This is a genomic window from Halosimplex litoreum, assembly GCF_016065055.1.
Classification (GTDB): Archaea; Halobacteriota; Halobacteria; order Halobacteriales; family Haloarculaceae; genus Halosimplex; species Halosimplex litoreum.
Genome location: NZ_CP065856.1, coordinates 1,722,992 through 1,745,980, shown reverse-complemented (window position 1 = coordinate 1,745,980; position 22,989 = coordinate 1,722,992). Strand labels below are relative to the sequence as shown.

The following is a 22,989-nucleotide window of genomic DNA, read 5'->3' as shown; positions in this document are numbered from 1 at the left end:
CGAGTCGCGAGCGGTTCAGAGCCCGTCGACGCAGATGTCGACGAAGTTGCGCAGGATGGCCAGCCCGGTCTCGCCCGATTTCTCGGGGTGGAACTGGGTGCCGAAGACGGTGCCCCGTTCGTTCGCGACGATCGAGGCGAAGTCGGTCCCGTAGTCGGTGGTGGCGACTACCGCCGCGTCGTCGTCGGGCTCGGCGTAGTAGGAGTGGACGAAGTAGGCGTGGTCGCCGTTTACCCCTTCGACGATCGGGTGCTCGCGAGTCACGTCGAGTTCGTTCCAGCCCATGTGGGGCACCTTCAGGTCGCCCCGAAAGCGGACGTTGCGGCCCGGGACGAGGTCCAGCCCCTCGACGTCGCCCTGGCCCTCGCGTTCGGCCTCCTCGCTGGTGGTGAGCAGCATCTGCATGCCGAGACAGATGCCGAACAGGGGGGTTCCGGCCTCGGCCTGTTCGACCAGGGCGTCGCGGAAGGGGCCGGCGTTGTCCATGCCCTCGGAGAAGGCGCCGACGCCCGGGAGGACGATCCCGTCGGCGCCGGCGAAGTCGCCGGGGTCGTCGCTGAGCTCGACCGCGGCGCCCGCGCGTTCGAGCCCGCGCGTGACGCTGCGGAGGTTCCCCAGCCCGTAGTCGACCACGACGACCTCGGCCGCAGTCGCTCGCGTGTTCATACCCGCCGATACGGCGACCCCGGTCAAGTCGCTTTCCGTCCGCGCAAGCTTCGAGTGCGACCACGGCGGCCGTCGGCGCCCCGCCGCTCGGGCGGCGACGGGCGCAGTGGGAACACTTAATCGCGTCTCGTTCGGTAGTCGGGATGTGTTCGACAGACGAACGTTTCTCGCGAGTGCGAGCGCGCTCGTGGGCGCGAGCGCCGTCGGCGGGTGTCTCGACGCCGGGTCCACGACCGGGACACCCGGTCGCGACGTGGCGACGACCCGGGCCGGGACCGGGACTACGGACGCGGACGCGCTCGCGTTCGGCGGCGACCGCGAGGTCGACCTGTGGCTGTCGCCGAGCGTCCCCCAGCGGAACTTCTACGTGCAGTACGGGCCGGTCCGGGACTACCTGGGGACGAACCTCGAAGCGGAGTACCCGGTCCCCGAAGGGACGAGCGTCGATATGAACATCGGGAGCGACTACGGCGCCGTGATCGAGGCGCTGGGCGACGGGACGGCCGATATCGCCGAGACGGGCGCGTTCGCGGCGGCACTCGGGGTCGCCGCCGGCGACGCCGAGGTGCTCCTCCAGCGCAGGGGCTACGGGAGCTGGACCTACGAGAGCATCGTCGCGGTGCCGACCGACAGCGACGTCGAGCGCCTCTCGGAGTTGGCGGGGAAGACGGTCGCGTTCTCGAACCGCCTGTCGACGAGCGGCTGTCTGTATCCGCTCGCCGCCATGGCGACGACGGGCGGGCTGGACGTGGGCGACCTCCCGGCGGGCGACGGGTCGACGGCGGCGTTCGACACGCGATTTGCCGGGGGACACGTCCAGTCGTACGCGCTACTGGAGGCGAGGGAGGTCGACGCGGCGGCGATGGGGGGGTTCGTCCGCGACACCGGAACCGGCCCGACACCGACGGCGTTCGAGGCGACCGCCCGGACGCTGCACGAGGACACCGGGATCCCGCACGCACCCCTCGTCGTCGCGGCGGGACTGAGCGACGGCGCGAAGGACGCGCTCCGGCGGTCGTTCCTGAACGCGCCCGACCGGATCTACTACGGCGCCGACGGTCGTGACGGCACCGACGACGACCTGTGGTTCGACGCCGTCCGCGAGGCCGGCGTGGACGCCTACCAGCCGGTGGTGGACGTAGTCGACCAGCTCGACGTCGGGCCGGCGATCTTCGGATAGCGCGGCGGCCACTCAGAAGTCGCCGAGACGGGACTGGCCGCTCGACTCGTCGGTGAACTCCGCCGCCCGCTCCAGCGTGGAGGCGAACGTCTCGCGCTGTGAGGGGTCGTACAGCGTCGCTGCGGGGTGGACACAGACCAGCACGCGCCGGCGCTCGTCGCCGATCGCGGCCTCGACCACGTCGCCGGCCTCGCCGGTGACGGCCACGTCCCGTTCGAGCAGGTGTTCGGCGGGCACCTTCCCCAGCGTGACGACCACCTCGGGGTCGACGCGGTCGATCTCCGTCTCCAGATACCCGCGGCAGTTCGCGAGTTCCGAATCGGTCGGGTCGCGGTTGTCGGGCGGGCGACAGCGGACGCAGTTGGTGATGCGCACGTCGCCGCGGTCGAGTCCGGCGTCGCGGAGGCCGTCGTCGAGCACGTCGCCGGAGCGGCCGACGAACGGTTCGCCGCCCTCGTCCTCGTGCTGGCCGGGCGCCTCGCCGACGAACAGGAGATCCGCGTCGGCCGGGCCCACGCCGTTGACGATGCGGCTGCGACACTCGACCAGGTCGGGGCAGCGCTCGCAGGCGACCACGTCGAGTCCGTCCATCTCGGCCTCGGTCATGACTCACGGGTCGACCGGCACGACCATAATCGGGTCGGTCTCGCCGACCGGCAGGTCACCGACCGCCGTCGTCACCGTCGTCGCCGTCGCGCTCGCCGTCGTCGAGGTTCCCGTCGCCGCCGACGAACCGCTCGTCGGCCGCGCGGGCGGCCAGTCGAGCGACCCGCAGCGGCTCTGGTCGGCCGCCTTCGGGGGTGAACGCCCGAACCACCTCGGCGGCCTCGTCGGGGCCGAGGCCCGCGGCGCGGACGTAGACGGTGTCGTCGTCGAGGTCGACCGGGTGGCGCTCGGGCTGGCGGCGGTAGACGGCCAGTCGCTCGTCGAGCGCCTCGCCCTCGAAGGCCTCCCGGAGCGCGGGTTCGAGCCCGTCGCTGTCCTCGAAGGCGACGGCGAGGACGGGGCGGTCGACGCGCTCGCGGACGGTCGGCAGGTCGAAGAAATTGAACCACGCGGGCGCGATGCCCGCCAGCAGCAGGTATCGCGCGTCCTCGCGGCCGAGTCGGTCGACCAGCGAGACGACCGTCTCGGTGGCGTCGGTGCCGCCGACCGTGCAGGTGTCGAACGCGAGCCCGTCCACGACGCGACTCGCGCGGACGACGGCCGCCGCCAGCGTGCTGTGCTCCGTGCGGTAGGATTCGGCCACCCCGATGGCGCGAACCCCGCGTTTCACGTGTTCTCTTTGATGTCCTGTAGCCTGTCGAGCAGCTCGTCGTTCGACGCGTCGAACTCGTACTCGACGTCGCCGTCGTGTGTGTTCTCCGCTGTGTTGACGCCGTCGTCGTCCTCGAGGTCGGCGTCTAGCTCCTGGTTCTCCTGTTCTGATTCGTCGTAGCTCCCGAACCCCATACAGGTGATCGTTATACACTGATCGTGAAAAATCATACGCCCACCGGGAAGTAGCCGGCAATTAACCGATCGAACATCGAGTAACGCCGGACAAACGGAACGATCCTCGGACGGTACGCCCTCCCACGAACGGTAGTCAACAATTCACAGAAAAAACTGAACGCCCGTGTGACTAGGTATCGTGGCACTGGCCGCGGCTGAGTGATCGTGAAAACCCTCGATCTCGACCGTCTGGGGGTCGTTACCGTGGGTTCGTCGTTCGACGATCCGCGGATCGATCGGTGTTGTACTCTCTGAGACACGTCGGGGGTGGTTCGGACGGGGGTGCGGGCGAGCAGGGACCCAGTCGCGAGCGGGGCGGGCGGCGGGCGGACGGGGTGGGCGTCGAGCGGACAGGTCGGACGCGGCGGCGGACGGCGGAAAGACTCTCCGGGGGCGACTGCGGCGACCAGACAGACGGTTGATGGGACGCCCCGACGTTGATTACGGAGGCCTCGAAAGGGGGCGCCATGACAGACGTGGAGATCACGGACGTACAGGCGACACAGGTCGACGCGGACTGGACGTGGACGTTCGTCCGGATCTACACCGACGCGGGCGCCACTGGCACCGGTGAGTGCTACTGGGGGCCGGGCGTGGCCGACATCGTCGAGGACTCCCTGGAGTGGCTCGTGGGCGAAGACCCTCGCGACGTCGAGCCGCTGGTGCACAAGCTCTACGAGATCCACTCGGCGACGGGGTCGCTGGCGGGCGCGACCGTCAGCGCCATCTCCGGCATCGACATCGCGCTGCACGACCTGGCCGGTAAACTGGAGGAACAGCCGGCTTACCGACTGCTGGGCGGAGCCTACCGTGACGAGGCGCGGATCTACGTGGACTGTCACGCCGGCGCGCACCTGGGCGGCGCCCACGAGAACGCAAAGCCCGACGAGTTCGACCGCGACATCTACGCGCCCGAGAGCTACGCCGACGCCGCCGAGCTGGTCGTCGACGAGGGCCACGACGCCATCAAGTTCGACCTCGACGCGAGCAAGCGCTACGAGAAGGACCGACACAACCGTCACCTCAACGCCGAGGCCATCGACTACAAGGCCAGTGTCGTCGAGGCGGTCACCGAACGCGTCGGCCACGACGCCGACGTGGCCTTCGACTGTCACTGGAACTACGCCGGCGACAGCGCCCGGCGGCTGGCCGCCGCCGTCGAGGACTACGACGTGTGGTGGCTCGAAGACGTGGTCCCCCCGGAGAACCTCGAAGTCCAGCGGGAGGTCACCCAGGCCACCGACACGACCATCTGCGCCGGCGAGAACGTCTTCCGGACCCACGGCGTGCGCGACATGGTCGAACGGCAGGGCGTCGACGTGCTCCAGCCGGACATGCCGAAGTTCGGCGGCATGCGCGAGACGGTCAAGGCCGCGAACCTCGCCGACGACTACTACATCCCGCTGGCGCTGCACAACGTCTCCTCGCCGCTGGGGACGATGGCCGGCGCCCACGTCGGCGTCTCCGTCTCGAACTTCCTCGCTCTGGAGTGGCACGGCCGCGACGACCCCGACTGGGACACCTTCGTCGAGGAGGACGTGATCGAGAGCGGGTCGATCCCCGTCTCCGACGAGCCCGGCCTGGGCGTCACCCTCGACCTCGACGCCGTCGAAGAACACATGAAAGACGGCGAGACGCTGCTCGACGAAGCGTAGCCGAAGTCACGGGGGCTAACGGCGCCCGTCCAGTTAGTCGCATGACTTTTATCCCGGGCGGTCGTAGCGACCGCGCATGAACCGAACGACCCTCCATCGACTGCTCGCGGTCGCGCTGGGCGTCGCCACCGGCGGCGGACTGTGGTGGTTCGACGCGAACCCCGGCATCGCCGGAGCCGCGGGGGTCAGCGTGCTCGTCCTCGCGCTCGTGCTGTCGCGAACCGTTCGGACCCACCCCGAGTTCACGAGTTCGACCGGACGCTGGGAAGACAGCAAGTGGACCGCGGCCGGGCAGTTCTTCGTCATCGTCGTCGCGTTCCAGGCCGTCTTCTCGGCGTCCGTCGGCCTGCCCGACCAGATCGGCCTCCACGTCGTCCTCCTCGCCACCTACATAGTCGGCTACTTCCTCGGCGGCCTCGACGCGCTGGACCGGAGCGACCGCGAGGCCGCCCGCGAGGGGTCGTCCGGCGCCGTCGAGCCGGCCGACGACTGATCGTCCGGCCAGTTCGGCGGGCTGTTCCGTCGGAGCGACACGGGTAATACTTTTCAGGTATTACGACTGACGTAATATCAGAGCGATGCCGCGAGTCACGACCAAGGGGCAGGTGACGATCCCGAAGGAGATCCGCGAGGAGTTGGGGATCGAGCCCGGCGACGAGATCACGTTCGAACCCGCGGACGGCGGCTACGTGATCCGCAAGGAGGCGCCGACGACCGAGGCGGGCGAGGACCCGTTCGAACGCTACCGCGGGCGGGCCGAGAGCGACGAGACGATGACCGACCGGATGACTCGCCTTCGCGGCGAGTTCCCCAGAACGGTCGGCGACGCGGCGGAAAGCGTCTCCGAGGGCGAAGCGGACGGTGAGGACGAGCCGTGACGACCGCGGTCGATACGAACGCGCTACTGGCGCTCCTCTACGAGGACGAGCACGCCGACGAGAGTGAGCGGGCTCTCCGGCGCGCCTATCGCGACAGCCGACTCGTCGTCGCTCCCATCGTCGCCGCCGAGTTGGCCGCGGACGGGCAGTTCGCGGACCGGTCGGCGCTGGACCGATTCCTCTCCGATTTCAGCATCCGAATCGCGGAACCCTCGGCCGAGGCGCGGTTCGCGGCGGGTGAGGCGTTCGCTCGATACGTCGACCGACGCCCGGACGGCCTGCAGTGTCCCGCGTGCGGCTCGGAGCGGGCGGTCGAGTGCGACGACTGTGGCCGCTCGCTCGCGCCGCGCCAGCACGTCGCCGCGGACTTCCTGATCGGCGCTCACGCGAGCGCCGACGCGGACGCCCTCGTGAGTTTCGACAGCGGATTCTACGGAACGTATTTCCCGTCGTTGACAGTCTATCCGGAGTGAGAGGACGGCCGTCGCTGCCTGCCCCTCTACTCGCCGCTCATCGAGCGATACTGGTCGCGCAGACCCTTCAGATACCCCACCGCGAACAGCCGACCCTTGTCGTGGTAGCCCGGCGAGGCGTTGTCCTCGCCGGCCATCGTCGGGCAGTGGTCCGGCCGCAGCGGCCCGTCGAAGCCGATCTCCTCGTAGGCGCGGATCGCCGCGGCCATGTCGGTCGGGCCCTCGTCGTGCCACACCTCGGTGAAGTCGTCGCTCGTCCCCGCCACGTCCCGGAAGTGTGCGAAGTGGATCCGGTCGCCGAACTCGCGGATCGCCGCCGGCACGTCAGCGCCCATCGCCGCGAAGTTGCCCTGGCAGAGCGTGATCCCGTTGTGCTCCGAATCGTGCAGATCCATCGCGCGCCGGTAGGCCTCCGGACTGGTGACGATCCGCTCGACGCCGCGGATCGGGGAATGGGGTGGGTCGTCGGGGTGCAGCGCGAGTTTGACCCCGGCCTCCTCGGCGACGGGGACGACCTCGTCGAGGAACTGTTCGAGATTGGCCCACAGCTCCTCGGCGCTGGCGCCCCGAAGCTCGGGACCGCGGTCCATCTGGGCGTGGTCGTAACGGGTGACGAGCGAGCCGCCGCGACCGCGTACCGACCGCGACGTGCGGAGTACTTTCAGCGGGGCCATCCAGACGTAACACCACACGTCGATACCGACCCGGCCCATGTTCCGCAGCAGCGTCTTGACGGTCTCGATCTGCTCGTCGCGGCCTTCGCGGCCGAGGATGGCGTCGTCGAGCGGCGGGCGGTCCTCGATCACGGCCAGGTCCAGGCCGGCGTCGGCGAACCGATTTTTCAGTTCCAGCAGCGCCTCGAACTCCCAGGGGTCGCCGTCGGCGTCTCGGGGGAGCCCCGAGACGGCTCGCGAGAGCCCCATCTGTCTCGCCAGGTCCCACCGCTCGGTGGGCTCGGTCGACATGAAGACGGTGTACTCCATACTCTTCGCCTGCGACCGGCGGAGCAAAACCGTTCGGTTGGTCGCGGTTCGCTCCGGGCTCGGTGCTCCGGCTGCGGGGCGTGACTCCGGGCGGACCCGTCGCTACGCCGTGTCCTCGGAGACGCGGTCGGCGAGGTAGACGTCGGCGTCGGGGTTCTGGTCGGCGTCCTCGACGACGTCGCCCTCCTCGCGTGCCTGGGCGATCAGCCCGCGAGCGGACCCCCGGTCGACGCCGCCCAGAAGCGTCAGCGCCTCGACGACCGCTCGCTGTGGCACGCCCTCGCCCGGGCCGCCGCGGTCCAGGTCCTCCAGATAGGCGGGCTCTTCGTCCTGCACGAACGCGACGTACTCGGTGACGTCGGTCGAGCCGCCGAGCGCGTCGTGCCACGCCGCCGGGAACAGGCTGATCCGGCCGTCGCCGACGGCGTAGTAGACGCCGCCGGTCCACCGGTCGGCGTCGGTCGTCTCGGCGTCGACCCCTTCCAGAAACGCCTCGGCGTCGAAGGCGTAGTCGTCGCGGTCGGCCAGCGCCCCGGCGTAGGCCCCGACGGTCGCCCGTTCCACGCCGCGGCCCTCGTGGGCGCGCTCGACCCGCTCGATCACGTCGCGCGGTCCCGCCGTCGCCCCTTCGCGTACGATCTCGTCGACGACCGCTGGATCGGGATCTGTCACGGGGGTGGTTGGGGTGACAGTCGCATAAGTCACCGGACTGCATCCCGACGACGGTCGAATGCGGGGGGCGAGAGGGAGGTGCCGTGAGCGGGCCAGCCGGGCGGTATTAAGTCCGAGCGAGCGGAACCGGAAGCAATGCGAAACGCGCTGGTCGTCGCCGACGACCTCACCGGAGCGATGGATACGGGCCACGGCTTCGCCGAACGCGGTCGGGGCGTCCGAGTTCGCCGGTCGGTCGACACCGACGGCGCCGACCGCGGACCCGACGCCGACGTGCTCGTCGTCGACACCGACGGTCGCGACGCCGACCCCGAGACGGCCGCGACGGCGGTCGCCCGTGCGGTCGAGACCGAGCCCGCCGACCTGGTGTACAAGAAGGTGGACTCCACGCTGCGCGGGAACGTCGTCGCCGAAGTCGACGCGGCCCTGGCGGCGACCGGCGCGGATCTGGCGGTCGTCGCGCCGGCGTTCCCGGCGACCGGCCGGACCACGGAGGACGGCCGCCACCTCGTCGACGGGACGCCGCTGGCCGACGCGGGCTACGGCGTCGGCGAGTCGGACCTCGGCGAGTACTTCGCCGCTTCGGAGTCCCCCGTCGTGCGCCTCGACATCGCCACCGTCGAGGCGGGCCCGGCGGCCGTCGCCGAGCGCCTGACCGACGGCGCCGCGGGCAGGCGGCCGACGCTCGTGGTCTGTGACGCCCGTACCGACGAGCACCTCGGCGCGATCGCGGCCGGCGCGGCGTCGCTCGAGACGGCCCCGCTCTACGTGGGGAGCGGCGGGCTCGCGGCGCAGGTGGCCGTGCCGGGCGAGGCCGGTGCGCCGTCCGGCGTGTCGGTCGACCCCCGTCGGTCGGGCGTCCTCGGCGTCGTCGGGAGCGTCAACGAGCGAACGCTCGACCAGCTGGCGGCGGTCGACGACGAGGCGGTCGTCGCGCTCGATCCCGCCGCGGCCGTCGGCGACCCGGCGGCGGCGGGCCGCGCGGCCGCCGAGTCGCTCTCGGCGCTGCTCGACTGGCGCGGGCGGGCGGTCCTCACGGCCGCGACCGGCCGCGAGGACGTGGCCGCGGCCGAGCGAGCGGCCGAGCGCCTGAACGGAGCGGTGGCGGCCGCCGACCGGGTCGCCGGGGCGCTCGCGGCGGCCGCGCGGGCGACCGTCGACGCGTCTCCGCCGGCCGGACTCGTTCTCACGGGCGGCGACGTGGCGGGGGCGGTCCTCGACGCGCTGGCGGCCGAGGAGATCCGCCTTTCCGGCGAGTCGGTCGCCGCGGGCGTCCCCGAGGGTCGGGTCGCGACCGGGCCGGCGGCGGGGACGCGGGTGGTCACGAAGGCCGGCGGCTTCGGAACGGAAAGGGCCATCCTCAACTGTCTGGACGCGGTGGGTCGGTAGCATGGAGCGACCGACCGTCGCCGTGACGATGGGCGACCCCGCCGGCGTCGGCGCCGAGGTGGTCGTCGAAGCGTACCCGAGCCTGTGCGACGCCGCGACGCCGCTCGTCGTCGGCGACGCCGACGTACTGGCCGCGGCCGTCGATATCTGCGACAGCGACCTGACCGTCGAGCGCGTCGACTCGCCGAACGCGGCGAGTGCGGACCCCGGAACGATCCCGGTGCTCGACCTGGACAACGTCGACGCCGACGCCCTGACCTACGGCGAGGTCCGCGAGGACTACGGCGCGGCCAGCCTCGAATACGTCGAGCGCGCCATCGAGCTGGCGACCGACGGGGCCGTCGACGCCATCGCGACCGCGCCGATCAACAAGCAGGCGACCCGCTGTGCCGGCAGCACCCACGCCGGCCACACGGGGATGCTCGCCGACTACACCGATACCGACGAGTACGCGATGATGCTCGTCGAGGGGCTCTCCGACGACGCCGACGGGAGCGTCGACGCGGACCTGATCGTCACGCACGTCAGCACGCACGTCCCGCTGACCGAGGCGTGCAACCGCGTGTGTCGCGGCCGTGTCCGGACGACTATCGACGTGACCCACGAGGGGCTGCGCGACCTGGGCATCGACGACCCGACCATCGCCGTCGCGGGGCTCAACCCCCACGCCAGCGACGGCGGTATCCTCGGTATCGCCGAGGGCAGCGAGATCGAGCCAGCCGTCGAGGACGCCCAGGCGGACGGACTGGACGTACACGGCCCCGAATCGCCCGACACCGTCTTCGCACAGGCCGCGGGCGGCGCCTCCGACTGCGTCGTCGCGATGTACCACGACCAGGGCCACATCCCGATCAAGATGCTCGGGTTCGCCAGCGACGACGCCGTCTCCGGCGTCAACGTCACCGTCGGCCTGCCGATCGTCCGCACGAGCGTCGACCACGGCACCGCCTTCGACATCGCCGGCGAGGGGTGCGCCAGCGAGGCCAGCATGGTCGACGCGGTCGACCTGGCCGCCCGGATCGCCCGCAACCGCGCGCGCCGCGAGGGCGCCCCCGACCCCGACGACTCCTCGGCTCCGGACGCGGGGAGCGACTGATGGAGATCGAGTTCCCCGACGCGGAGGCGCTCGCGGAGACCAACGACCACACCGTCGACGACCTCCCTCGGTTCGCCGTCGCGCGCCGCGAGCGCGACCCCGAGACCGTCGCCAACGTGGCGGCGGCCGCTCGCGAAGCGGTCGACGCGATCGATGGATTCGACGGCCTCGACGCCGGGTCGTCGGTCGCGGTCACCGCCGGCAGTCGCGGGATCGAGGAGATGCCGTCGGTCCTCGCCGCGGCGGTCGACCGGCTGGCCGAGCGGGGGTTCGAGCCGTTCGTGGTCCCGGCGATGGGGAGCCACGGCGGCGCGACCGCCGACGGGCAACGGGAGACGCTCGCGGCGCTGGGGATCACCGAGGAGACGCTCGGCTGTCCGATCCGCTCGTCGATGGCCGTCGAGGCCGTCGGCGAGGACGACCTGGGTCGGCCCGTCTACGCCGCCGTCGACGCCCTCGACGCGGACGCGGTCCTGCTGGCCAACCGCGTCAAGCCACACACCGACTTCAGGGGCGACGTGGAGAGCGGGCTGGCGAAGATGGCCGTGGTCGGCCTCGGCAAGCACCGCGGCGCGGAATCGCTGCACAACGCCGCTATCGCCACGGACTTTTCCGACGTGATCGCCGACCGCTACGAGGTGTTGCGCCGCGAGGCGCCGATCCTCGGCGGGGTCGCACTCGTCGAGAACGCCCACCACCGCGCCGCGCGGATCGAGGGGGTCGAGGCGGCCGCCGTCCTCGACCGCGAACCCGAACTGCTCGCGCTCGCTCGCGAGCACCTCGCCACGCTCCCCGTCGACGACCTGGACCTGCTGGTCGTCGACGAGATGGGCAAGGACAAGTCCGGAACCGGGATGGACACGAACGTCCTCGGCCGCTACGACTTCCACGGCGAAGCCGAGCCCGACGAGCCGTCGATCACTCGCGTCTACGCCCGCTCGCTGACCGACCCCTCCCACGGCAACGCCCTCGGGGTCGGCCTGGCGGACTTCGTCCACCGGGATCTCGTCGCGGACGTGGACTTCGCGGACACCTACGTGAACATCGTCACCAGCGGCGAGCCCCGGCGAGCGAAGCTCCCGTTCGTGGTGCCCGACGACGCGACCGCACTCCTGCTCGCCGCCTCGACCACGGGCGTCGCCGACCCCGCCGAGCTGCGGATCGCGCGCGTTCCGAGTACGATGGACCCCGACTCGCTGGTCGTCTCCGAGCCGGTCGCAGCCGAACTGCGCGAGCGGGACGACGTGACCGTCGGGCCGCTCGAACCGCTGGACCTGTCCGACCGGACGCTGGCCGCGGACCCCTACCGCTGACCGCGGTCAGCGGCCGGTTCAGAGCTTCTCGGAGCGTCTGGCCTGTTTCGCGCGCCGGTCGAGCTGTGCGAAGCGGTTCTCGGCGGCGTCGGCGAGGCCGGGCGGCAGGCCGTCGCGAGCGGCTTCGAGCCGCTCGGTCGCCCGCGCGAGCCGCATCGCGACGGCGTCGATCCGCGCGTCGGCGCCCTCTCCGTTGCCCGATTCCGCCTGTTCGGCGGCTCTCCGGGCGCCATCGGCGATGGCTTCGAGGACCTGGACGAACCCGCGCAGGGAGTTGCCGGGCGCGCCGCCGTCGTTCCCGCCGCCGTTGCCGTTGCCCGGCGCATCGTCGTCGCCGTCGCTGTCGTCGTCGAGTTCGGCGGCCACTTCGTCGCGGGTCTCGGCGGCGACTTCGGCGACGTAGCGAGCCAGCGAGGCCTTCCCGGTCTCGGGGCCCTCGACGCCGACCCGTTCGTCGGTCCCGTCCGCGGCGTCGGGGACCACCCGGACGGCGCCGACGGCGTCGTCGGCGTCCCTGACCTCCGCCGTGTAGGCGCCCCCGCGGTGGACGTAGACGGCGTCGGACCCGGACAGCGGGGCGTCGTAGAGCCGTCCCCCGAAGTCGTCTTCGACGGCGAGGTCCGTCAGCTCCGCCTCGCTGTCGGCCGGGTCGACGGCGAGTTTCGTCGCGTCTTCGCGGGCGACCAGTGCGACCGAACCGTCGGCGCCCGCCAGCGTCACACCCGGTGGGGCGGCCCCGTCGGTTCCGGAGGCGGCGACCTCGTCGCTCCCGGTCGTCGCGGTCTCGGTGGCCGCGTCCCCCACGCTGACCGTCTCGCTGTGGGGCGCGAGACCGGCGCCGTTGACGGTGAGTCGGTGCTCGCCGGCGGGCAGGTCGGTCACGGCGGCGACGCCGCCGAAGGTCGGGACTGCGACGGGGTCGCTCTCGACGAGCGCGACCGCTTCGACGCGGGACTCGGTGGTGGTCACGCCCTTCCCGTCGGGAGCGTCGGGGTCGGGCACCGCCTCGACGGCCCGCGCGAGCAGCGTGTTGACCGGTGCGGGGTCGCCGACGGCGTCGTAGCGGTCGGCGAGCGCCCGCCGGTGGGTCGGGTCGGAGATGTCGTTCGCGGGGTTCTCGTAGCGGGGTTGCTCCCAGGGGGCCTCGGGCGCCGTGAGGTGGCTGGCGACGGCGTCCTCGACGGCCTGCGGGACCGCGAACTCGAAGCTCAGTTGCGGGCCGGTAAAGGCCGCGAGGTGTTCGAGGTCGGCGGTCGGCGCGAGGTCGTAGGGCACGTCCGGGTCGGCGGCGGGACCCGGGACGTCGGCCTCGGTCTCGGGCCCGAACACGAGGCCGGTCGAGCGCTCGGGCACCTCGCCGGGCGGCGTCGACAGCGCGTCGTACGACCGGATCGTGTGTTCGGGCGGGAGCAGATCCGACCGCTCGACGGAAGGGAGCCGATCGTGTTCGTAGATCGGGGCGCCGTCGAGTTCGGGGACGACGAACGGGAGTCGGCCGCCCTCGTCGCGGGGGAGCCCGTAGGCCAGCGGGAGTTCCGCTACGTCCTCGATCCCCTCGATGGCGCTGTTGGTGATGTCGGCGAGCAGATCCTCGACCGAGAAGCGCTGGAACTCGTCGACGGCGTCGTTGGTCGACAGCGCGCTGGAATGGGAGCCCAGCTCAGAGAGGACCGCCGGCCGCCGGTCGGGGTCTGGGTCGAGGTACTCGTTGTTCGGCACCGACCGCGAGTGGGAGCTGGCGACGTAGAGCTGTGGATCACCGGTCTCGGTGTCGACGTAGACGTGCAACACCTCCCAGTCGTGCCAGTGGAAGTTCGTCGTGAACTGGTCGAAGGCGCCGTAGAACCAGTACTGGACGACCGCCAGCGGGGAGTCCTCGTAGGCGACGGCGTTGTAGAAGACCGCGGGGTCGGGCGGGGACTCGGGGTCGAACCGGTCGGTGTAGCCGTCGAGCGCCGCGAAGCCGTCGACGACCGTCTCGCCGTCGCGCTCGCGCTCGTACGGGCGGGGGTCGGTCGGGAACCACCGCTCGGCGGCGTCGAAGTAGAGCGCGGGCGCGAACCGCTCGGCCAGCTCGCGGGCGCGGTCGTCGGCCACCGGCGTGGTCGTCCCGTCGGCACCGCGCTCGAAGGCGCCACAGCCGGCCAGCGCAGCCCCGGCGGCGATCGACCCCAGCAGCGTCCGGCGAGTCACGGCGGGGCCGCCCCCCGGCGACCGCTCCGAGCCCTCGCCGGTCGGTCGTTCCCCCGTCACCGTCTCACCGTCCGAACCTGCCCGGCCGTCGACGGTCGACGCCTCACCGCCCGTCGGCTCGGTCCAACCCCATCCGAGAATCGCATTGCCGGGTATTCGGGCGTCGGCGGAAATGCCTTGTGACGCGCCCGAGGCCCGTCGGTCGCGACGTCCGTCGACCGGCCCGACCCCCCCGCGGCGCGAACGTTTATTCGCCGGCCGATACAACGTGTCGCCCATGTTCGAGTCGCGCGTCGACGATGGGGGACGTCCCGCCGATAGCGGGCCGTGCGGCGCGGACGAGTGGTCGTCCGCGGTCGACGAGTGGCCGTCCGGCGTCGACGGGGGGTCGTAGCGTGGTCGCCGTCGGCTCCTGGGCGCTGGTCGTCCTCGCGACGCTGGTGAGCCTCGGCACCGCGTGGGCGCTGGGCGCCAACAGCAACTCCCCACCGTTCGCCCCCGCCATCGGCGCCAACGCCATCTCGACGATGCGGGCGGCCTTCCTCATCGGCATCCTCGCCGCCGCCGGCGCGCTCACGCAAGGAGGGTCCATCTCCGAGACCGTCGGCGCGGGCCTCATCGACGGCGTCGTCATCACGTCGCAGGCCGCCACGGCCGGTCTGCTCACCGCCACCGCGTTCATGGCCTTCGGAGTCTACTCCGGCTATCCCGTCCCCGCCGCCTTCGCGACGACGGGCGCGATGGTCGGGGTCGGCCTCTCGCTGGGCGGCGACCCCGCCTTCGACACCTACCGCCGGATCGCGACGTTCTGGGTGCTCGTGCCCCCCGTTTCGGGTGGACTCGCCTACCTGACCGCGACGGTGCTCCGCCGGGACGACATCCCCGAGACCGTCGGCGTCCCCCTGCTGGCGGCCGTCGTCGGCGCCATCGTCGCCAACGTCCAGCTGAGCGTCATCCCCTCCGGCCCCGACGCCACGCAGAACTCCCTGGCCGGGCTCGGTGCGGACATCGTCGACCTGTCGCCCGTCGCCGGCGTCGACCCGATGGTCGCCGTCGTGACGGTCGCGTTCGCCGTGCTGAGCTTTCAGTTCATCCGACAGCGGACGCAGGACTCCGTCGACAAGGGGATCCGGACGTTCCTCGTCGTCCTCGGCAGCGTCGTCGCCTTCTCCAGCGGCGGGAGTCAGGTCGGGCTTGCCACCGGTCCCCTGGAGAACCTCTACAGCGCCCAACTCAACCTGCCGGGCATCGTCCTGCTCGCCATCGGGGCTGTCGGCATCCTCGGCGGGGCGTGGATGGGCGCACCGCGCCTGCTGCAGGCGACCTCCCGCGAGTACGCCTCGCTGGGCATCCGCCGGTCGATCGCCGCGCTCGTTCCCGGCTTTATCATCGCTCAGCTGGCCATCGCGCTGGGGATCCCGATCTCGTTCAACAACATCATCATCTCCGGCGTCATCGGCGGCGGCCTGGCGGGCGGGTCCGCGGGCGTCTCCCGCCGGAAGATCGGCGTGACGCTGGCGTTCTGGGTCATCACGCTCGTCTCCTCGATCGCCGTCGGGTTCGGACTGTACCGGGTGTTCGCGGCGGTCCTGGGCGGCTGACGCCGAGACGGTGCGTCCGTCGCGACGGTCCCGACCCGGGGAGCGTCGGCGAATTCCGCGTTCGCCGACCGACCACGCGACAACACTTAGGGCCGCGGCGACCGCTCGTGGGGTATGCCCGAGGCCGACCGGCCGAACGTTCTCTGGATCGCGATGGAAGACACGACACCGCGCCTGGGGTGTTACGGCGACGATCTCGCTCGAACGCCCGCGATCGACGGGCTCGCGGCCGACGGGCGGCGCTACCCAAACGCCTTCTCGACCGCGCCGGTCTGTGCCCCCAGTCGCTCCGCGGTGATGACCGGCTGCCATCAGAACGCCATCGGCACCCAGCACATGCGGACGACTCACACCAGCGACGACGCGCCCGGGCTTCCGACGCCCTACGAGGCCGTCCCGCCCCACTACGTGACGGCGGTCCCCGAACTGTTCCGGCGGGCGGGCTACTACACCACGCTCGACTCGAAGGCCGACTACCAGTTCGGCACGCCCGCGACGATGTGGGACCACCACGGGTCGGGCGCCGGCTGGCGCGACGACGCCCGCGAGTCCGACCAGCCGTTCTTCGCGATGGTCACCAACGGCGTCACCCACGAGAGCGGCCAGTGGGACCCCACCGAACCGGGGACCGACGACCAGTTCGGCGGGGCGGTCGCCGACCCCGAGACGGACCCCGACGCGGTCGAGGTCCCCCCGTACCTCCCCGACACCCAGACGACCCGGCTCGCAATCGCCCGTCAGTACGACAATATCGCTCGCTCGGACGCGTGGGTCGGCGACGTGCTCGACCGACTGGAGGCCGACGGGCTGGCCGAAGACACCATCGTCGTGCTCTGGAGCGACCACGGCGAGGGGCTCCCTCGCAGCAAGCGCTGGCTCTACGACGGGGGGATCCACGTCCCCCTGATCGTCCGCTGGCCCGGCGAGATCGACGCGGGGAGCGTCGACGACCGCCTCGTCAGCATGGTGGATCTGGGCCCGACGATGCTCGACGCCTGCGGCCTCGACGTGCCGCAGTACGTCGGTGGCCGCCGCTTTTTCGGCCCGAACGCCGACGACCGCGCGTACGTCTTCGCGGCCAGGGACCGCTACGACGAATCGTACGACATGGTGCGAGCCGTCCGCGACCACCGGTTCAAGTACGTCCGCCACTACCGGCCCGGGACGCCCTACCGCCAGTGGATCCCCTACCGGAATCGCCACCCGGTCATGCGGGAGATCCTCGACCGGGCACGCGAGGGCGACCTGGAGGGGGCCGAGCGGTGGTTCGACACGAATCGGCCCGCCGAAGAGCTGTACGACCTGCGGGCCGACCCCCACGAGGTCGACGACCTGGCCGACGACCCCGAGTACGCCGACGTACTGGACCGGATGCGCGGGGCGTTGGACGACTGGCGCGAGCGGGTCGGCGACGCCGGTGACGTCGCCGAGGCGGAGATGGTCCGAGAGCGCTACGGCGGGACGGACCAGCCCGAGACCGCCGCCCCGCGGTTCGTCGTCAACGCTCCGACCCACGACGAGCGAACGGCCAGGACGGCCGGGCTGGAACTCGACGGGCCGGCGACCCTCTCGCTGTACTGCGCCACCCAGGGCGCGTCGACGTGCTACGCGTTCGCCGACGAGACCGTCGACGAGGACGGCACCGAGCCGCGCTGGCGGCTGTACACCGGTCCGGTCGACCTGCCCGAGGGCGAAACCACCGTGCGCGCGAAGGCCGTCCGCTACGGCTTCGCCGAGAGCGACGAGCGGGTCGGCGTCTTCACCGTCTCGGCGTGAGCGCGTCAGAAAAGCTATCCGACTGGGCGGCCAACTCTCCGTCGATCGACCGAACAGCATGACAGACGACACGGACCGGCCGACGGCCGAGGGCCGCGCGGGCGACACCGAGACCGTCGGCGACCTCGTCGAGAAGATCCGGGCGCTGGACGACGACGGCGACCGCTCTCGGGGTGTGCTCCTCGACCAGCTCGCCGAGGTCGAGGAGCGTCTGCTATCGTTCGGCTGCGCGCTCGGCGGCGACCCCGACACCGTCGCGGACCTGCCGTTCACCGAGGAGGCGGGCACCGACCGGATGCCCGAACCGCTGTACGTCCGCCACGACACCGAGATGCTCAACCAGGTGACCGGCTGGCTCCTCCAGGAGCAACACATCGGTCTGGTCAGCCACTACGGCACCGGCAAGACCGCCTTCCGCGAGATCGTCCGCCGCGACCTCGGCGAACACGACGACTTCGTCGTCGCCGCGCTGGACAATCCACGCGAGACGACACCTCGGAAACTGTACGCGACCGTCCAGACCACGGCGGAATCGGCGGGGTACGAGGTCGAAGACCGGGACTACTGGCAGACCCGCGACGGCGTCCCCTGGGCCACCGAGGACGCCAAGGAGGCCGCCCGCGACCTCGTCGAGGACGTGCGCGCCGACGGCAAGACACTCCTCCTGGTCGTCGACGAGATCGAGGTGCTGCCCCCCGACATCCTCTCGACGCTACAGGTGGCCGGCGACATGGGCGTGCGCCTGTTCCTGATGGGCACGCCCGAGGGCAAAGAGCGCGTCGCCGACCTCCGGGGGACCCTGGACTCGCGGCTGCGCTACTACGAGGGCATCGAGCCGTTCGCCCCCGAGGACATCGCCGAGTACGTCGCCCGTTCGTTCGCCTACTTCCGCGACGAGCCCTACGAGGACCAGCCCGTCGAGCTGTTCACCGAGGCGGCGATCCGCGATATCCACGAGCGCAGCGAGGGCATCCCCCGCGAGGTCCGCATCGAGTGTCGGGAACTGTTCACCCGTGCGGCGTTCGTCTGGTATCGCACCGGTCAGGAGATCGACCGCATCCAGATCACCCCCGAACTCCGGCATCGCCGCTTCGGGATGGGCCGATGAGTACGTGGTCGGTCTGTTCCTGAGGGGGCTGTAGAGAACAGCAAGACCGCTGCTTGAGCGACCACAACCGGTAACCTCACCGCAAACAGCGTGAAAGCCCCCGCTATTTCCGGTCGAGGGGCTCGCTGCGCGCTTCACTCGCTCCGCTCGTTCCAGTGCTTGCTTCGCCCGTCTTCCCGGAAATAGCGGCCCCTTTCATTCCCACCCGTACAGACTGACCGGCCAAGCTACGCGGGCGGGAATGAAAGGGGCGGCCGTCTCGACGAACCCCGCCGAAGCAAGCACCGCAGGGAGTGTAACGACCGAGGAGCGTGGTTCGAAAGACGCCGCCGGCGTCTTTCGTCATCACGAGAGAGCTTCGCTCTCTCGAACGACAGCGAGGCGCGGGAGTCGAGACGGCCGGGGCTTTCACGCTGTTCGCGGCCCCGATCACGAGAGCGGTACGGTGCAGTGACTCCTCTCGACAAAATCGACTCCTACGACGGGTGCCGATGCTTGATCCGCTCGGCGTGGACGCCGGGAACCTCGCTCAGACAGTCCCGGCACTTCCAGGTCGGGTACACCTCGCCCTGCTCCTTGACGAGGTCCTGTTTGTACCGCAGGGTCGCCCCGCACTGGCAGGTGTAGGCCATATTGGAGCGGACGCGACGGGCGGGAATAAATCGCGCGGCGACCCCTGCGCGGGGAGCGGACCGGTCACCTCACCAGAATCTACAGGGGCCTGCCGGACGCACGTCCGGGTATGACCGCCACCGACGCGAGCCTGCTCGACCTCGCATCCGCGCAGTCGACGCGCCACACCGTCAACGGCGTCGACCTGCACGTCGTCACGGCCGGCGACCCCTCGAACCCGATGGTCGTCCTGCTGCACGGGTTCCCCGACTTCTGGTACGGCTGGCGCCACCAGATCCCCGCGCTGGTCGACGCCGGCTACTACGTCGTCGTCCCGGACCAGCGCGGCTACAACCTCAGCGAGAAGCCCCGCGACCTGGACGACTACCGGATGCGCGAGCTCTCCGGCGACGTGGCCGAACTGATCGAGGCCGAGAACCGCGACGACGCCCACGTGGTCGGCCACGACTGGGGCGCCGCGGTCGCCTGGGACCTGGCGCTGCGCCACCCCCGGCGCGTCGACCACCTCGGTATCGTCAACGTCCCCCATCCGAGCGTGATGCGCCACACGGTCATGACGAACCCTCGCCAGCTCGCCCGCAGCTGGTACATGCTCTTCTTCCAGTTGCCGGTCGTGCCCGAGGCCGTTCTCGGGCGCGGCGACGCCCGCGGCGTGACCGACATGCTGGAGGCCAGCGCCAACCCCGGCGCGTTCTCCGACGACGACCTCGCCCACTACCGCGACGCCTGGCGCCGACAGGGGGCGATCCGCGGCGCCGTCAACTGGTACCGCGCCCTCCTGCGCCGCCGCGACGACCCGCCCCGCGAGACCGTCGAAGCGCCCACCCTCGTCGTCTGGGGCGACGAGGACGTGGCCCTGCTCCCCGAGATGGCCGCCGAGAGCGTCGGCTACTGCACCGACGGCCACCTCGAACGGGTCCCCTGGGCCTCCCACTGGGTCCACGACGAGGAGCCCGAACGAGTCAACGACGCGCTGGTCGGGCACCTGAAGGACGGGGCCGGCGAGTGACCGCCCCGCCGAGTCTCGACGGTCCTCAGTTCAGCGCCAGGAACCGGTAGTTCAACAGCGCCGCGAAGGTCACCCAGGCGAGATACGGCACGAGCAGCGCGGCCGCCCGGCGGTCGACGCGGTCGAAGGCCCAGATGGTCGCGACTACCGCAGGCCACAGCGCGACGATCACGACGAGCCCGGCGAGCAGGTTCTCCGCGGCGAAGAACGCGGGCGTCCAGGCGACGTTGAGGACCATCTGACCAACGAACGCCGCCAGCGCGACTCGTCGGGCGGTCCAGCCGTTCCCGTCCGTATTCGGACCGCCGGTTCCGCGCCCGTCGGTCAGCCACACGAGCGCGACGGCGACGCCCAGCAGCGTGAACAGCGCCGTCCAGACGACGCCGAACACCCACGGCGGCGGGTAGATCGCCGGCTTCGCCAGCGCCTGGAACCACGGCGACCCCGGCCCGGACAGCACCGCCGGCGCCGCGCCGACGAGGTTGACGAGCAGCACGCCCGCGACTATCGTCAGCACGCGCTCGCGCCCCCATCCCCCGGATCCGATCGTCCGTGTCTCGACCATGCGATCCGTACGCTCCCGACGGACAAATGTACTCCCCCGGCACCGACCGGACTCGTGCCCGCCGCCGGTTCCGCCCGTTGGCACCCGTTCTCACCCGACGATCGTATATAAATACGTCTTTGATACCATTTCACACACTATCCTCGGCCGCCCAGCGACACCAACGACGCGATCCTCCGTTACTTTTATATAGAATCGCAATCAACCTCTCTCTTGACTATGGCTCAGCAGATGGGTAACCAGCCCCTCATCATCATGTCCGAGGACTCCCAGCGCACCTCGGGCAAGGACGCACAGTCCATGAACATCACGGCCGGGAAGGCCGTGGCGGAGTCCGTACGGACCACACTCGGTCCGAAGGGGATGGACAAGATGCTGGTCGACGACTCCGGCGGGGTCGTCGTCACCAACGACGGCGTGACCATCCTCGAGGAGATGGACATCGAGCACCCCGCGGCCAACATGATCGTCGAGGTCGCCCAGACCCAGGAGGACGAGGTCGGCGACGGCACCACGACGGCCGTCGTCATCTCCGGTGAGCTGCTGGGCAAGGCCGAGGACCTCCTCGACCAGGACATCCACGCCACGATCCTCGCGCAGGGCTACCGCCAGGCCGCCGAGAAGGCCAAGGAAGCCCTCGAGGACATCGCCATCGACGTCGACGCCGACGACACGGAGATTCTGGAGTCCATCGCCGCCACCGCCATGACCGGCAAGGGCGCCGAGAACGCCAAGGACACCCTCTCCTCGCTCGTCGTCGACGCGGTCCAGTCCGTCGCGGACGACGAGGGCGTCGACACGGACAACATCCAGCTCGAGACCGTCGTCGGCGGCTCCATCGACGAGTCCGAGCTCGTCGAGGGCGTCATGATCGACAAGGAGCGCGTCCACGAGAACATGCCCTACGCCGTCGAGGACGCCGACGTGGCGCTGCTCGACACCGCTATCGAGGTGCCCGAGACCGAGCTCGACACCGAGGTCAACGTCACCGACCCCGACCAGCTCCAGCAGTTCCTCGACCAGGAAGAGGAACAGCTCAAGGAGTACGTCGACAAACTCGCCGACGCCGGCGCCGACGTCGTCATCTGCCAGAAGGGCATCGACGACATGGCCCAGCACTACCTCGCCCAGGAGGGCATTCTGGCCGTCCGCCGCGCGAAGAAGTCCGACATGAAGGCGCTCTCGCGCTCCACGGGCGCCCGCATCGTCTCCAACATCGACGACATCACCGAAGACGATCTGGGCTTCGCGGGCAGCGTCGCCCAGAAGGACGTCGCCGGCGACGAGCGCATCTTCGTCGAGGACGTCGAGGACGCCAAGGCCGTCACGATGATCCTCCGCGGCGGCACCGAGCACGTCGCAGACGAGGTCGAGCGCGCCATCGAGGACTCCCTCGGTGTCGTCTCCGTGACCCTCGAAGACGGGCAGGTCCTCCCCGGCGGCGGCGCCCCGGAGGCCCACCTCGCGCTGGAGCTGCGCGACTTCGCCGACTCCGTCGGCGGCCGCGAGCAGCTCGCCGTCGAGGCGTTCGCCGACGCCATCGACGTCGTCCCGCGCACGCTCGCCGAGAACGCCGGCCTCGACCCGATCGACTCGCTGGTCGACCTGCGTTCCCAGCACGACTCCGGTAACCACCAGGTCGGTCTGGACGCCTACTCCGGCGACACCGTCGACATGGTCGAGGACGGCGTCGTCGAGCCGCTCCGCGTCAAGACCCAGGCCGTCGAGAGCGCGACCGAGGCCGCGGTCATGATCCTCCGCATCGACGACGTGATCGCCGCGGGCGACCTGAAGGGCGGCGGCACGGACACCGGCGACGACGACGCCGGCGGCCCCGGCGGCCCCGGCGGCGCGCCCGGCGGCATGGGCGGCGGCATGGGCGGCATGGGCGGCGGCATGGGCGGCATGATGTAGGAGCGCTGAGCGCGAGCGAAGCGCTCCGAACTGCCGAGCGGGGAAGAAGAGGCGGCTCTGCCGCCTCGGATGACCCGCGAGGCGAAGCGGTTGCACCCGCTCGCGCCGACACAGCCCGTCGACCGCCGCATCGATTCCGACCGTCGCGAACCCCTCCCGAATCCGATCTCGAAGTTCACGATTTTTGCCGTTTTCGACCGCTGAGCGACCGCTCCGAAAGGCACAGCACCAGACCATCGTCGAAGCGCTTTGCGAGGAGTAACGGCCCGTTCTTCAGCCCAGTCGGTCCAGCAGCGACTGAGTTCGGCCCCCGACGCCGACGCGGATCATTGACACTGTCCCGCATGAACGTGCGTCACACGTCCGTCACGCGATGGCGATTCTCTAGTCC

22 protein-coding genes are annotated in these 22,989 nt (G+C 70.9%); 13 read left to right on the top strand and 9 right to left on the bottom strand.

Features of this window, described 5'->3' with window-relative positions; translation table 11 throughout:
• Positions 1-15: 15 nt before the first annotated feature.
• Entirely contained in the window at positions 16-666 is a 651-nt protein-coding gene (hisH, locus tag I7X12_RS08690) for an imidazole glycerol phosphate synthase subunit HisH (protein ID WP_198063430.1), read from the bottom strand.
• 145 nt (positions 667-811) lie between these two features.
• On the opposite strand from hisH, the gene I7X12_RS08685 reads away from it, so the two are divergent.
• Positions 812-1,846 carry a PhnD/SsuA/transferrin family substrate-binding protein gene (locus tag I7X12_RS08685; RefSeq protein ID WP_198063429.1) on the top strand — a complete coding sequence of 345 codons (1,035 nt, stop codon included), beginning with the start codon at positions 812-814 and terminating at the stop codon, positions 1,844-1,846.
• A gap of 12 nt (positions 1,847-1,858) precedes the next feature.
• Here I7X12_RS08685 and I7X12_RS08680 read toward each other — a convergent pair whose 3' ends face one another.
• From I7X12_RS08680 to I7X12_RS08670, 3 genes are read right to left on the bottom strand one after another with little or no spacing between them, the layout of a single operon-like run.
• Entirely contained in the window at positions 1,859-2,452 is a 594-nt protein-coding gene (locus I7X12_RS08680) for a uracil-DNA glycosylase (protein ID WP_198063428.1), read from the bottom strand.
• Between the two features lie 55 nt (positions 2,453-2,507).
• Complete coding sequence (locus tag I7X12_RS08675) at positions 2,508-3,122, bottom strand: endonuclease dU (RefSeq protein ID WP_198063427.1); 615 nt, start codon at positions 3,120-3,122, stop codon at positions 2,508-2,510.
• Complete coding sequence (locus I7X12_RS08670; protein WP_006882236.1) at positions 3,119-3,298, bottom strand: DUF5786 family protein; 180 nt, start codon at positions 3,296-3,298, stop codon at positions 3,119-3,121. The genes I7X12_RS08675 and I7X12_RS08670 overlap by 4 nt, the downstream gene beginning before the upstream one ends.
• 509 nt (positions 3,299-3,807) lie before the next feature.
• Here I7X12_RS08670 and I7X12_RS08665 point away from each other — a divergent pair.
• From I7X12_RS08665 to I7X12_RS08650, 4 genes are all read left to right on the top strand, one after another.
• Complete coding sequence (locus I7X12_RS08665) at positions 3,808-4,995, top strand: mandelate racemase/muconate lactonizing enzyme family protein (RefSeq protein ID WP_198063426.1); 1,188 nt, start codon at positions 3,808-3,810, stop codon at positions 4,993-4,995.
• A gap of 76 nt (positions 4,996-5,071) precedes the next feature.
• Positions 5,072-5,488, top strand: coding sequence for a hypothetical protein (locus I7X12_RS08660; RefSeq protein WP_198063425.1), 417 nt, complete (start codon positions 5,072-5,074; stop codon positions 5,486-5,488).
• 85 nt (positions 5,489-5,573) lie between these two features.
• The gene (locus I7X12_RS08655; protein WP_198063424.1) at positions 5,574-5,873 is read left to right on the top strand and encodes an AbrB/MazE/SpoVT family DNA-binding domain-containing protein; all 300 of its coding nucleotides are present in this window, start codon (positions 5,574-5,576) and stop codon (positions 5,871-5,873) included.
• The gene (locus I7X12_RS08650; RefSeq protein ID WP_198063423.1) at positions 5,870-6,346 is read left to right on the top strand and encodes a type II toxin-antitoxin system VapC family toxin; all 477 of its coding nucleotides are present in this window, start codon (positions 5,870-5,872) and stop codon (positions 6,344-6,346) included. The genes I7X12_RS08655 and I7X12_RS08650 overlap by 4 nt, the downstream gene beginning before the upstream one ends.
• A gap of 26 nt (positions 6,347-6,372) precedes the next feature.
• Here the strand turns inward: I7X12_RS08650 and I7X12_RS08645 are convergent, their stop codons facing one another.
• The gene (locus tag I7X12_RS08645; RefSeq protein WP_198063422.1) at positions 6,373-7,329 is read right to left on the bottom strand and encodes a mannonate dehydratase; all 957 of its coding nucleotides are present in this window, start codon (positions 7,327-7,329) and stop codon (positions 6,373-6,375) included.
• 102 nt (positions 7,330-7,431) lie between these two features.
• Positions 7,432-8,001 carry a hypothetical protein gene (locus I7X12_RS08640; protein ID WP_198063421.1) on the bottom strand — a complete coding sequence of 190 codons (570 nt, stop codon included), beginning with the start codon at positions 7,999-8,001 and terminating at the stop codon, positions 7,432-7,434.
• Between the two features lie 135 nt (positions 8,002-8,136).
• Here I7X12_RS08640 and I7X12_RS08635 point away from each other — a divergent pair, with 135 nt between their 5' ends.
• From I7X12_RS08635 to I7X12_RS08625, 3 genes are read left to right on the top strand one after another with little or no spacing between them, the layout of a single operon-like run.
• The gene (locus tag I7X12_RS08635) at positions 8,137-9,390 is read left to right on the top strand and encodes a four-carbon acid sugar kinase family protein (RefSeq protein ID WP_198063420.1); all 1,254 of its coding nucleotides are present in this window, start codon (positions 8,137-8,139) and stop codon (positions 9,388-9,390) included.
• A gap of 1 nt (position 9,391) precedes the next feature.
• Positions 9,392-10,486 carry a 4-hydroxythreonine-4-phosphate dehydrogenase PdxA gene (gene pdxA / locus I7X12_RS08630; RefSeq protein ID WP_198063419.1) on the top strand — a complete coding sequence of 365 codons (1,095 nt, stop codon included), beginning with the start codon at positions 9,392-9,394 and terminating at the stop codon, positions 10,484-10,486.
• The gene (locus I7X12_RS08625; protein WP_198063418.1) at positions 10,486-11,799 is read left to right on the top strand and encodes a DUF362 domain-containing protein; all 1,314 of its coding nucleotides are present in this window, start codon (positions 10,486-10,488) and stop codon (positions 11,797-11,799) included. The genes pdxA and I7X12_RS08625 overlap by 1 nt, the downstream gene beginning before the upstream one ends.
• An 18-nt stretch (positions 11,800-11,817) precedes the next feature.
• On the opposite strand, the gene I7X12_RS08620 is transcribed toward I7X12_RS08625, so the two are convergent.
• Positions 11,818-14,052 (bottom strand): hypothetical protein, encoded by a 2,235-nt coding sequence (locus I7X12_RS08620; RefSeq protein WP_198063417.1) that lies wholly within the window; start codon positions 14,050-14,052, stop codon positions 11,818-11,820.
• A 335-nt stretch (positions 14,053-14,387) separates the two neighbouring features.
• Between I7X12_RS08620 and I7X12_RS08615 the strand changes: the two genes are divergently transcribed.
• The 3 genes from I7X12_RS08615 (at position 14,388) to I7X12_RS08605 (ending at position 18,477) form a co-directional block, all read left to right on the top strand.
• Positions 14,388-15,593 (top strand): inorganic phosphate transporter, encoded by a 1,206-nt coding sequence (locus tag I7X12_RS08615; RefSeq protein ID WP_198063416.1) that lies wholly within the window; start codon positions 14,388-14,390, stop codon positions 15,591-15,593.
• 114 nt (positions 15,594-15,707) lie between these two features.
• Positions 15,708-17,369 (top strand): sulfatase family protein, encoded by a 1,662-nt coding sequence (locus tag I7X12_RS08610; RefSeq protein WP_198063415.1) that lies wholly within the window; start codon positions 15,708-15,710, stop codon positions 17,367-17,369.
• A gap of 58 nt (positions 17,370-17,427) precedes the next feature.
• The gene (locus tag I7X12_RS08605; RefSeq protein WP_232343119.1) at positions 17,428-18,477 is read left to right on the top strand and encodes an ATP-binding protein; all 1,050 of its coding nucleotides are present in this window, start codon (positions 17,428-17,430) and stop codon (positions 18,475-18,477) included.
• Between the two features lie 476 nt (positions 18,478-18,953).
• Here the strand turns inward: I7X12_RS08605 and I7X12_RS08600 are convergent, their stop codons facing one another.
• The gene (locus tag I7X12_RS08600; RefSeq protein ID WP_198063414.1) at positions 18,954-19,109 is read right to left on the bottom strand and encodes a hypothetical protein; all 156 of its coding nucleotides are present in this window, start codon (positions 19,107-19,109) and stop codon (positions 18,954-18,956) included.
• 110 nt (positions 19,110-19,219) lie between these two features.
• On the opposite strand from I7X12_RS08600, the gene I7X12_RS08595 reads away from it, so the two are divergent.
• Complete coding sequence (locus I7X12_RS08595; RefSeq protein ID WP_198063413.1) at positions 19,220-20,119, top strand: alpha/beta fold hydrolase; 900 nt, start codon at positions 19,220-19,222, stop codon at positions 20,117-20,119.
• 25 nt (positions 20,120-20,144) lie between these two features.
• On the opposite strand, the gene I7X12_RS08590 is transcribed toward I7X12_RS08595, so the two are convergent.
• The gene (locus I7X12_RS08590; RefSeq protein WP_198063412.1) at positions 20,145-20,684 is read right to left on the bottom strand and encodes a TspO/MBR family protein; all 540 of its coding nucleotides are present in this window, start codon (positions 20,682-20,684) and stop codon (positions 20,145-20,147) included.
• Positions 20,685-20,915: 231 nt separating this feature from the next.
• On the opposite strand from I7X12_RS08590, the gene thsA reads away from it, so the two are divergent.
• A complete protein-coding gene (gene thsA, locus I7X12_RS08585; protein WP_198063825.1) occupies positions 20,916-22,598 on the top strand; it encodes a thermosome subunit alpha in 1,683 nt (560 codons plus the stop codon).
• The last annotated feature ends 391 nt before the right edge of the window (positions 22,599-22,989 follow it).

Coding starts and splice junctions, on each gene's coding strand:
- hisH (WP_198063430.1), bottom strand. CDS start 666: ATGAACACGCGAGCGACTGCGGCCGAGGTCGTCGTGGTCGACTACGGG.
- I7X12_RS08680 (WP_198063428.1), bottom strand. CDS start 2,452: ATGACCGAGGCCGAGATGGACGGACTCGACGTGGTCGCCTGCGAGCGC.
- I7X12_RS08670 (WP_006882236.1), bottom strand. CDS start 3,298: ATGGGGTTCGGGAGCTACGACGAATCAGAACAGGAGAACCAGGAGCTA.
- I7X12_RS08665 (WP_198063426.1), top strand. CDS start 3,808: ATGACAGACGTGGAGATCACGGACGTACAGGCGACACAGGTCGACGCG.
- I7X12_RS08660 (WP_198063425.1), top strand. CDS start 5,072: ATGAACCGAACGACCCTCCATCGACTGCTCGCGGTCGCGCTGGGCGTC.
- I7X12_RS08655 (WP_198063424.1), top strand. CDS start 5,574: ATGCCGCGAGTCACGACCAAGGGGCAGGTGACGATCCCGAAGGAGATC.
- I7X12_RS08645 (WP_198063422.1), bottom strand. CDS start 7,329: ATGGAGTACACCGTCTTCATGTCGACCGAGCCCACCGAGCGGTGGGAC.
- I7X12_RS08635 (WP_198063420.1), top strand. CDS start 8,137: ATGCGAAACGCGCTGGTCGTCGCCGACGACCTCACCGGAGCGATGGAT.
- pdxA (WP_198063419.1), top strand. CDS start 9,392: ATGGAGCGACCGACCGTCGCCGTGACGATGGGCGACCCCGCCGGCGTC.
- I7X12_RS08625 (WP_198063418.1), top strand. CDS start 10,486: ATGGAGATCGAGTTCCCCGACGCGGAGGCGCTCGCGGAGACCAACGAC.
- I7X12_RS08610 (WP_198063415.1), top strand. CDS start 15,708: ATGCCCGAGGCCGACCGGCCGAACGTTCTCTGGATCGCGATGGAAGAC.
- I7X12_RS08605 (WP_232343119.1), top strand. CDS start 17,428: ATGACAGACGACACGGACCGGCCGACGGCCGAGGGCCGCGCGGGCGAC.
- I7X12_RS08600 (WP_198063414.1), bottom strand. CDS start 19,109: ATGGCCTACACCTGCCAGTGCGGGGCGACCCTGCGGTACAAACAGGAC.
- I7X12_RS08595 (WP_198063413.1), top strand. CDS start 19,220: ATGACCGCCACCGACGCGAGCCTGCTCGACCTCGCATCCGCGCAGTCG.
- I7X12_RS08590 (WP_198063412.1), bottom strand. CDS start 20,684: ATGGTCGAGACACGGACGATCGGATCCGGGGGATGGGGGCGCGAGCGC.
- thsA (WP_198063825.1), top strand. CDS start 20,916: ATGGGTAACCAGCCCCTCATCATCATGTCCGAGGACTCCCAGCGCACC.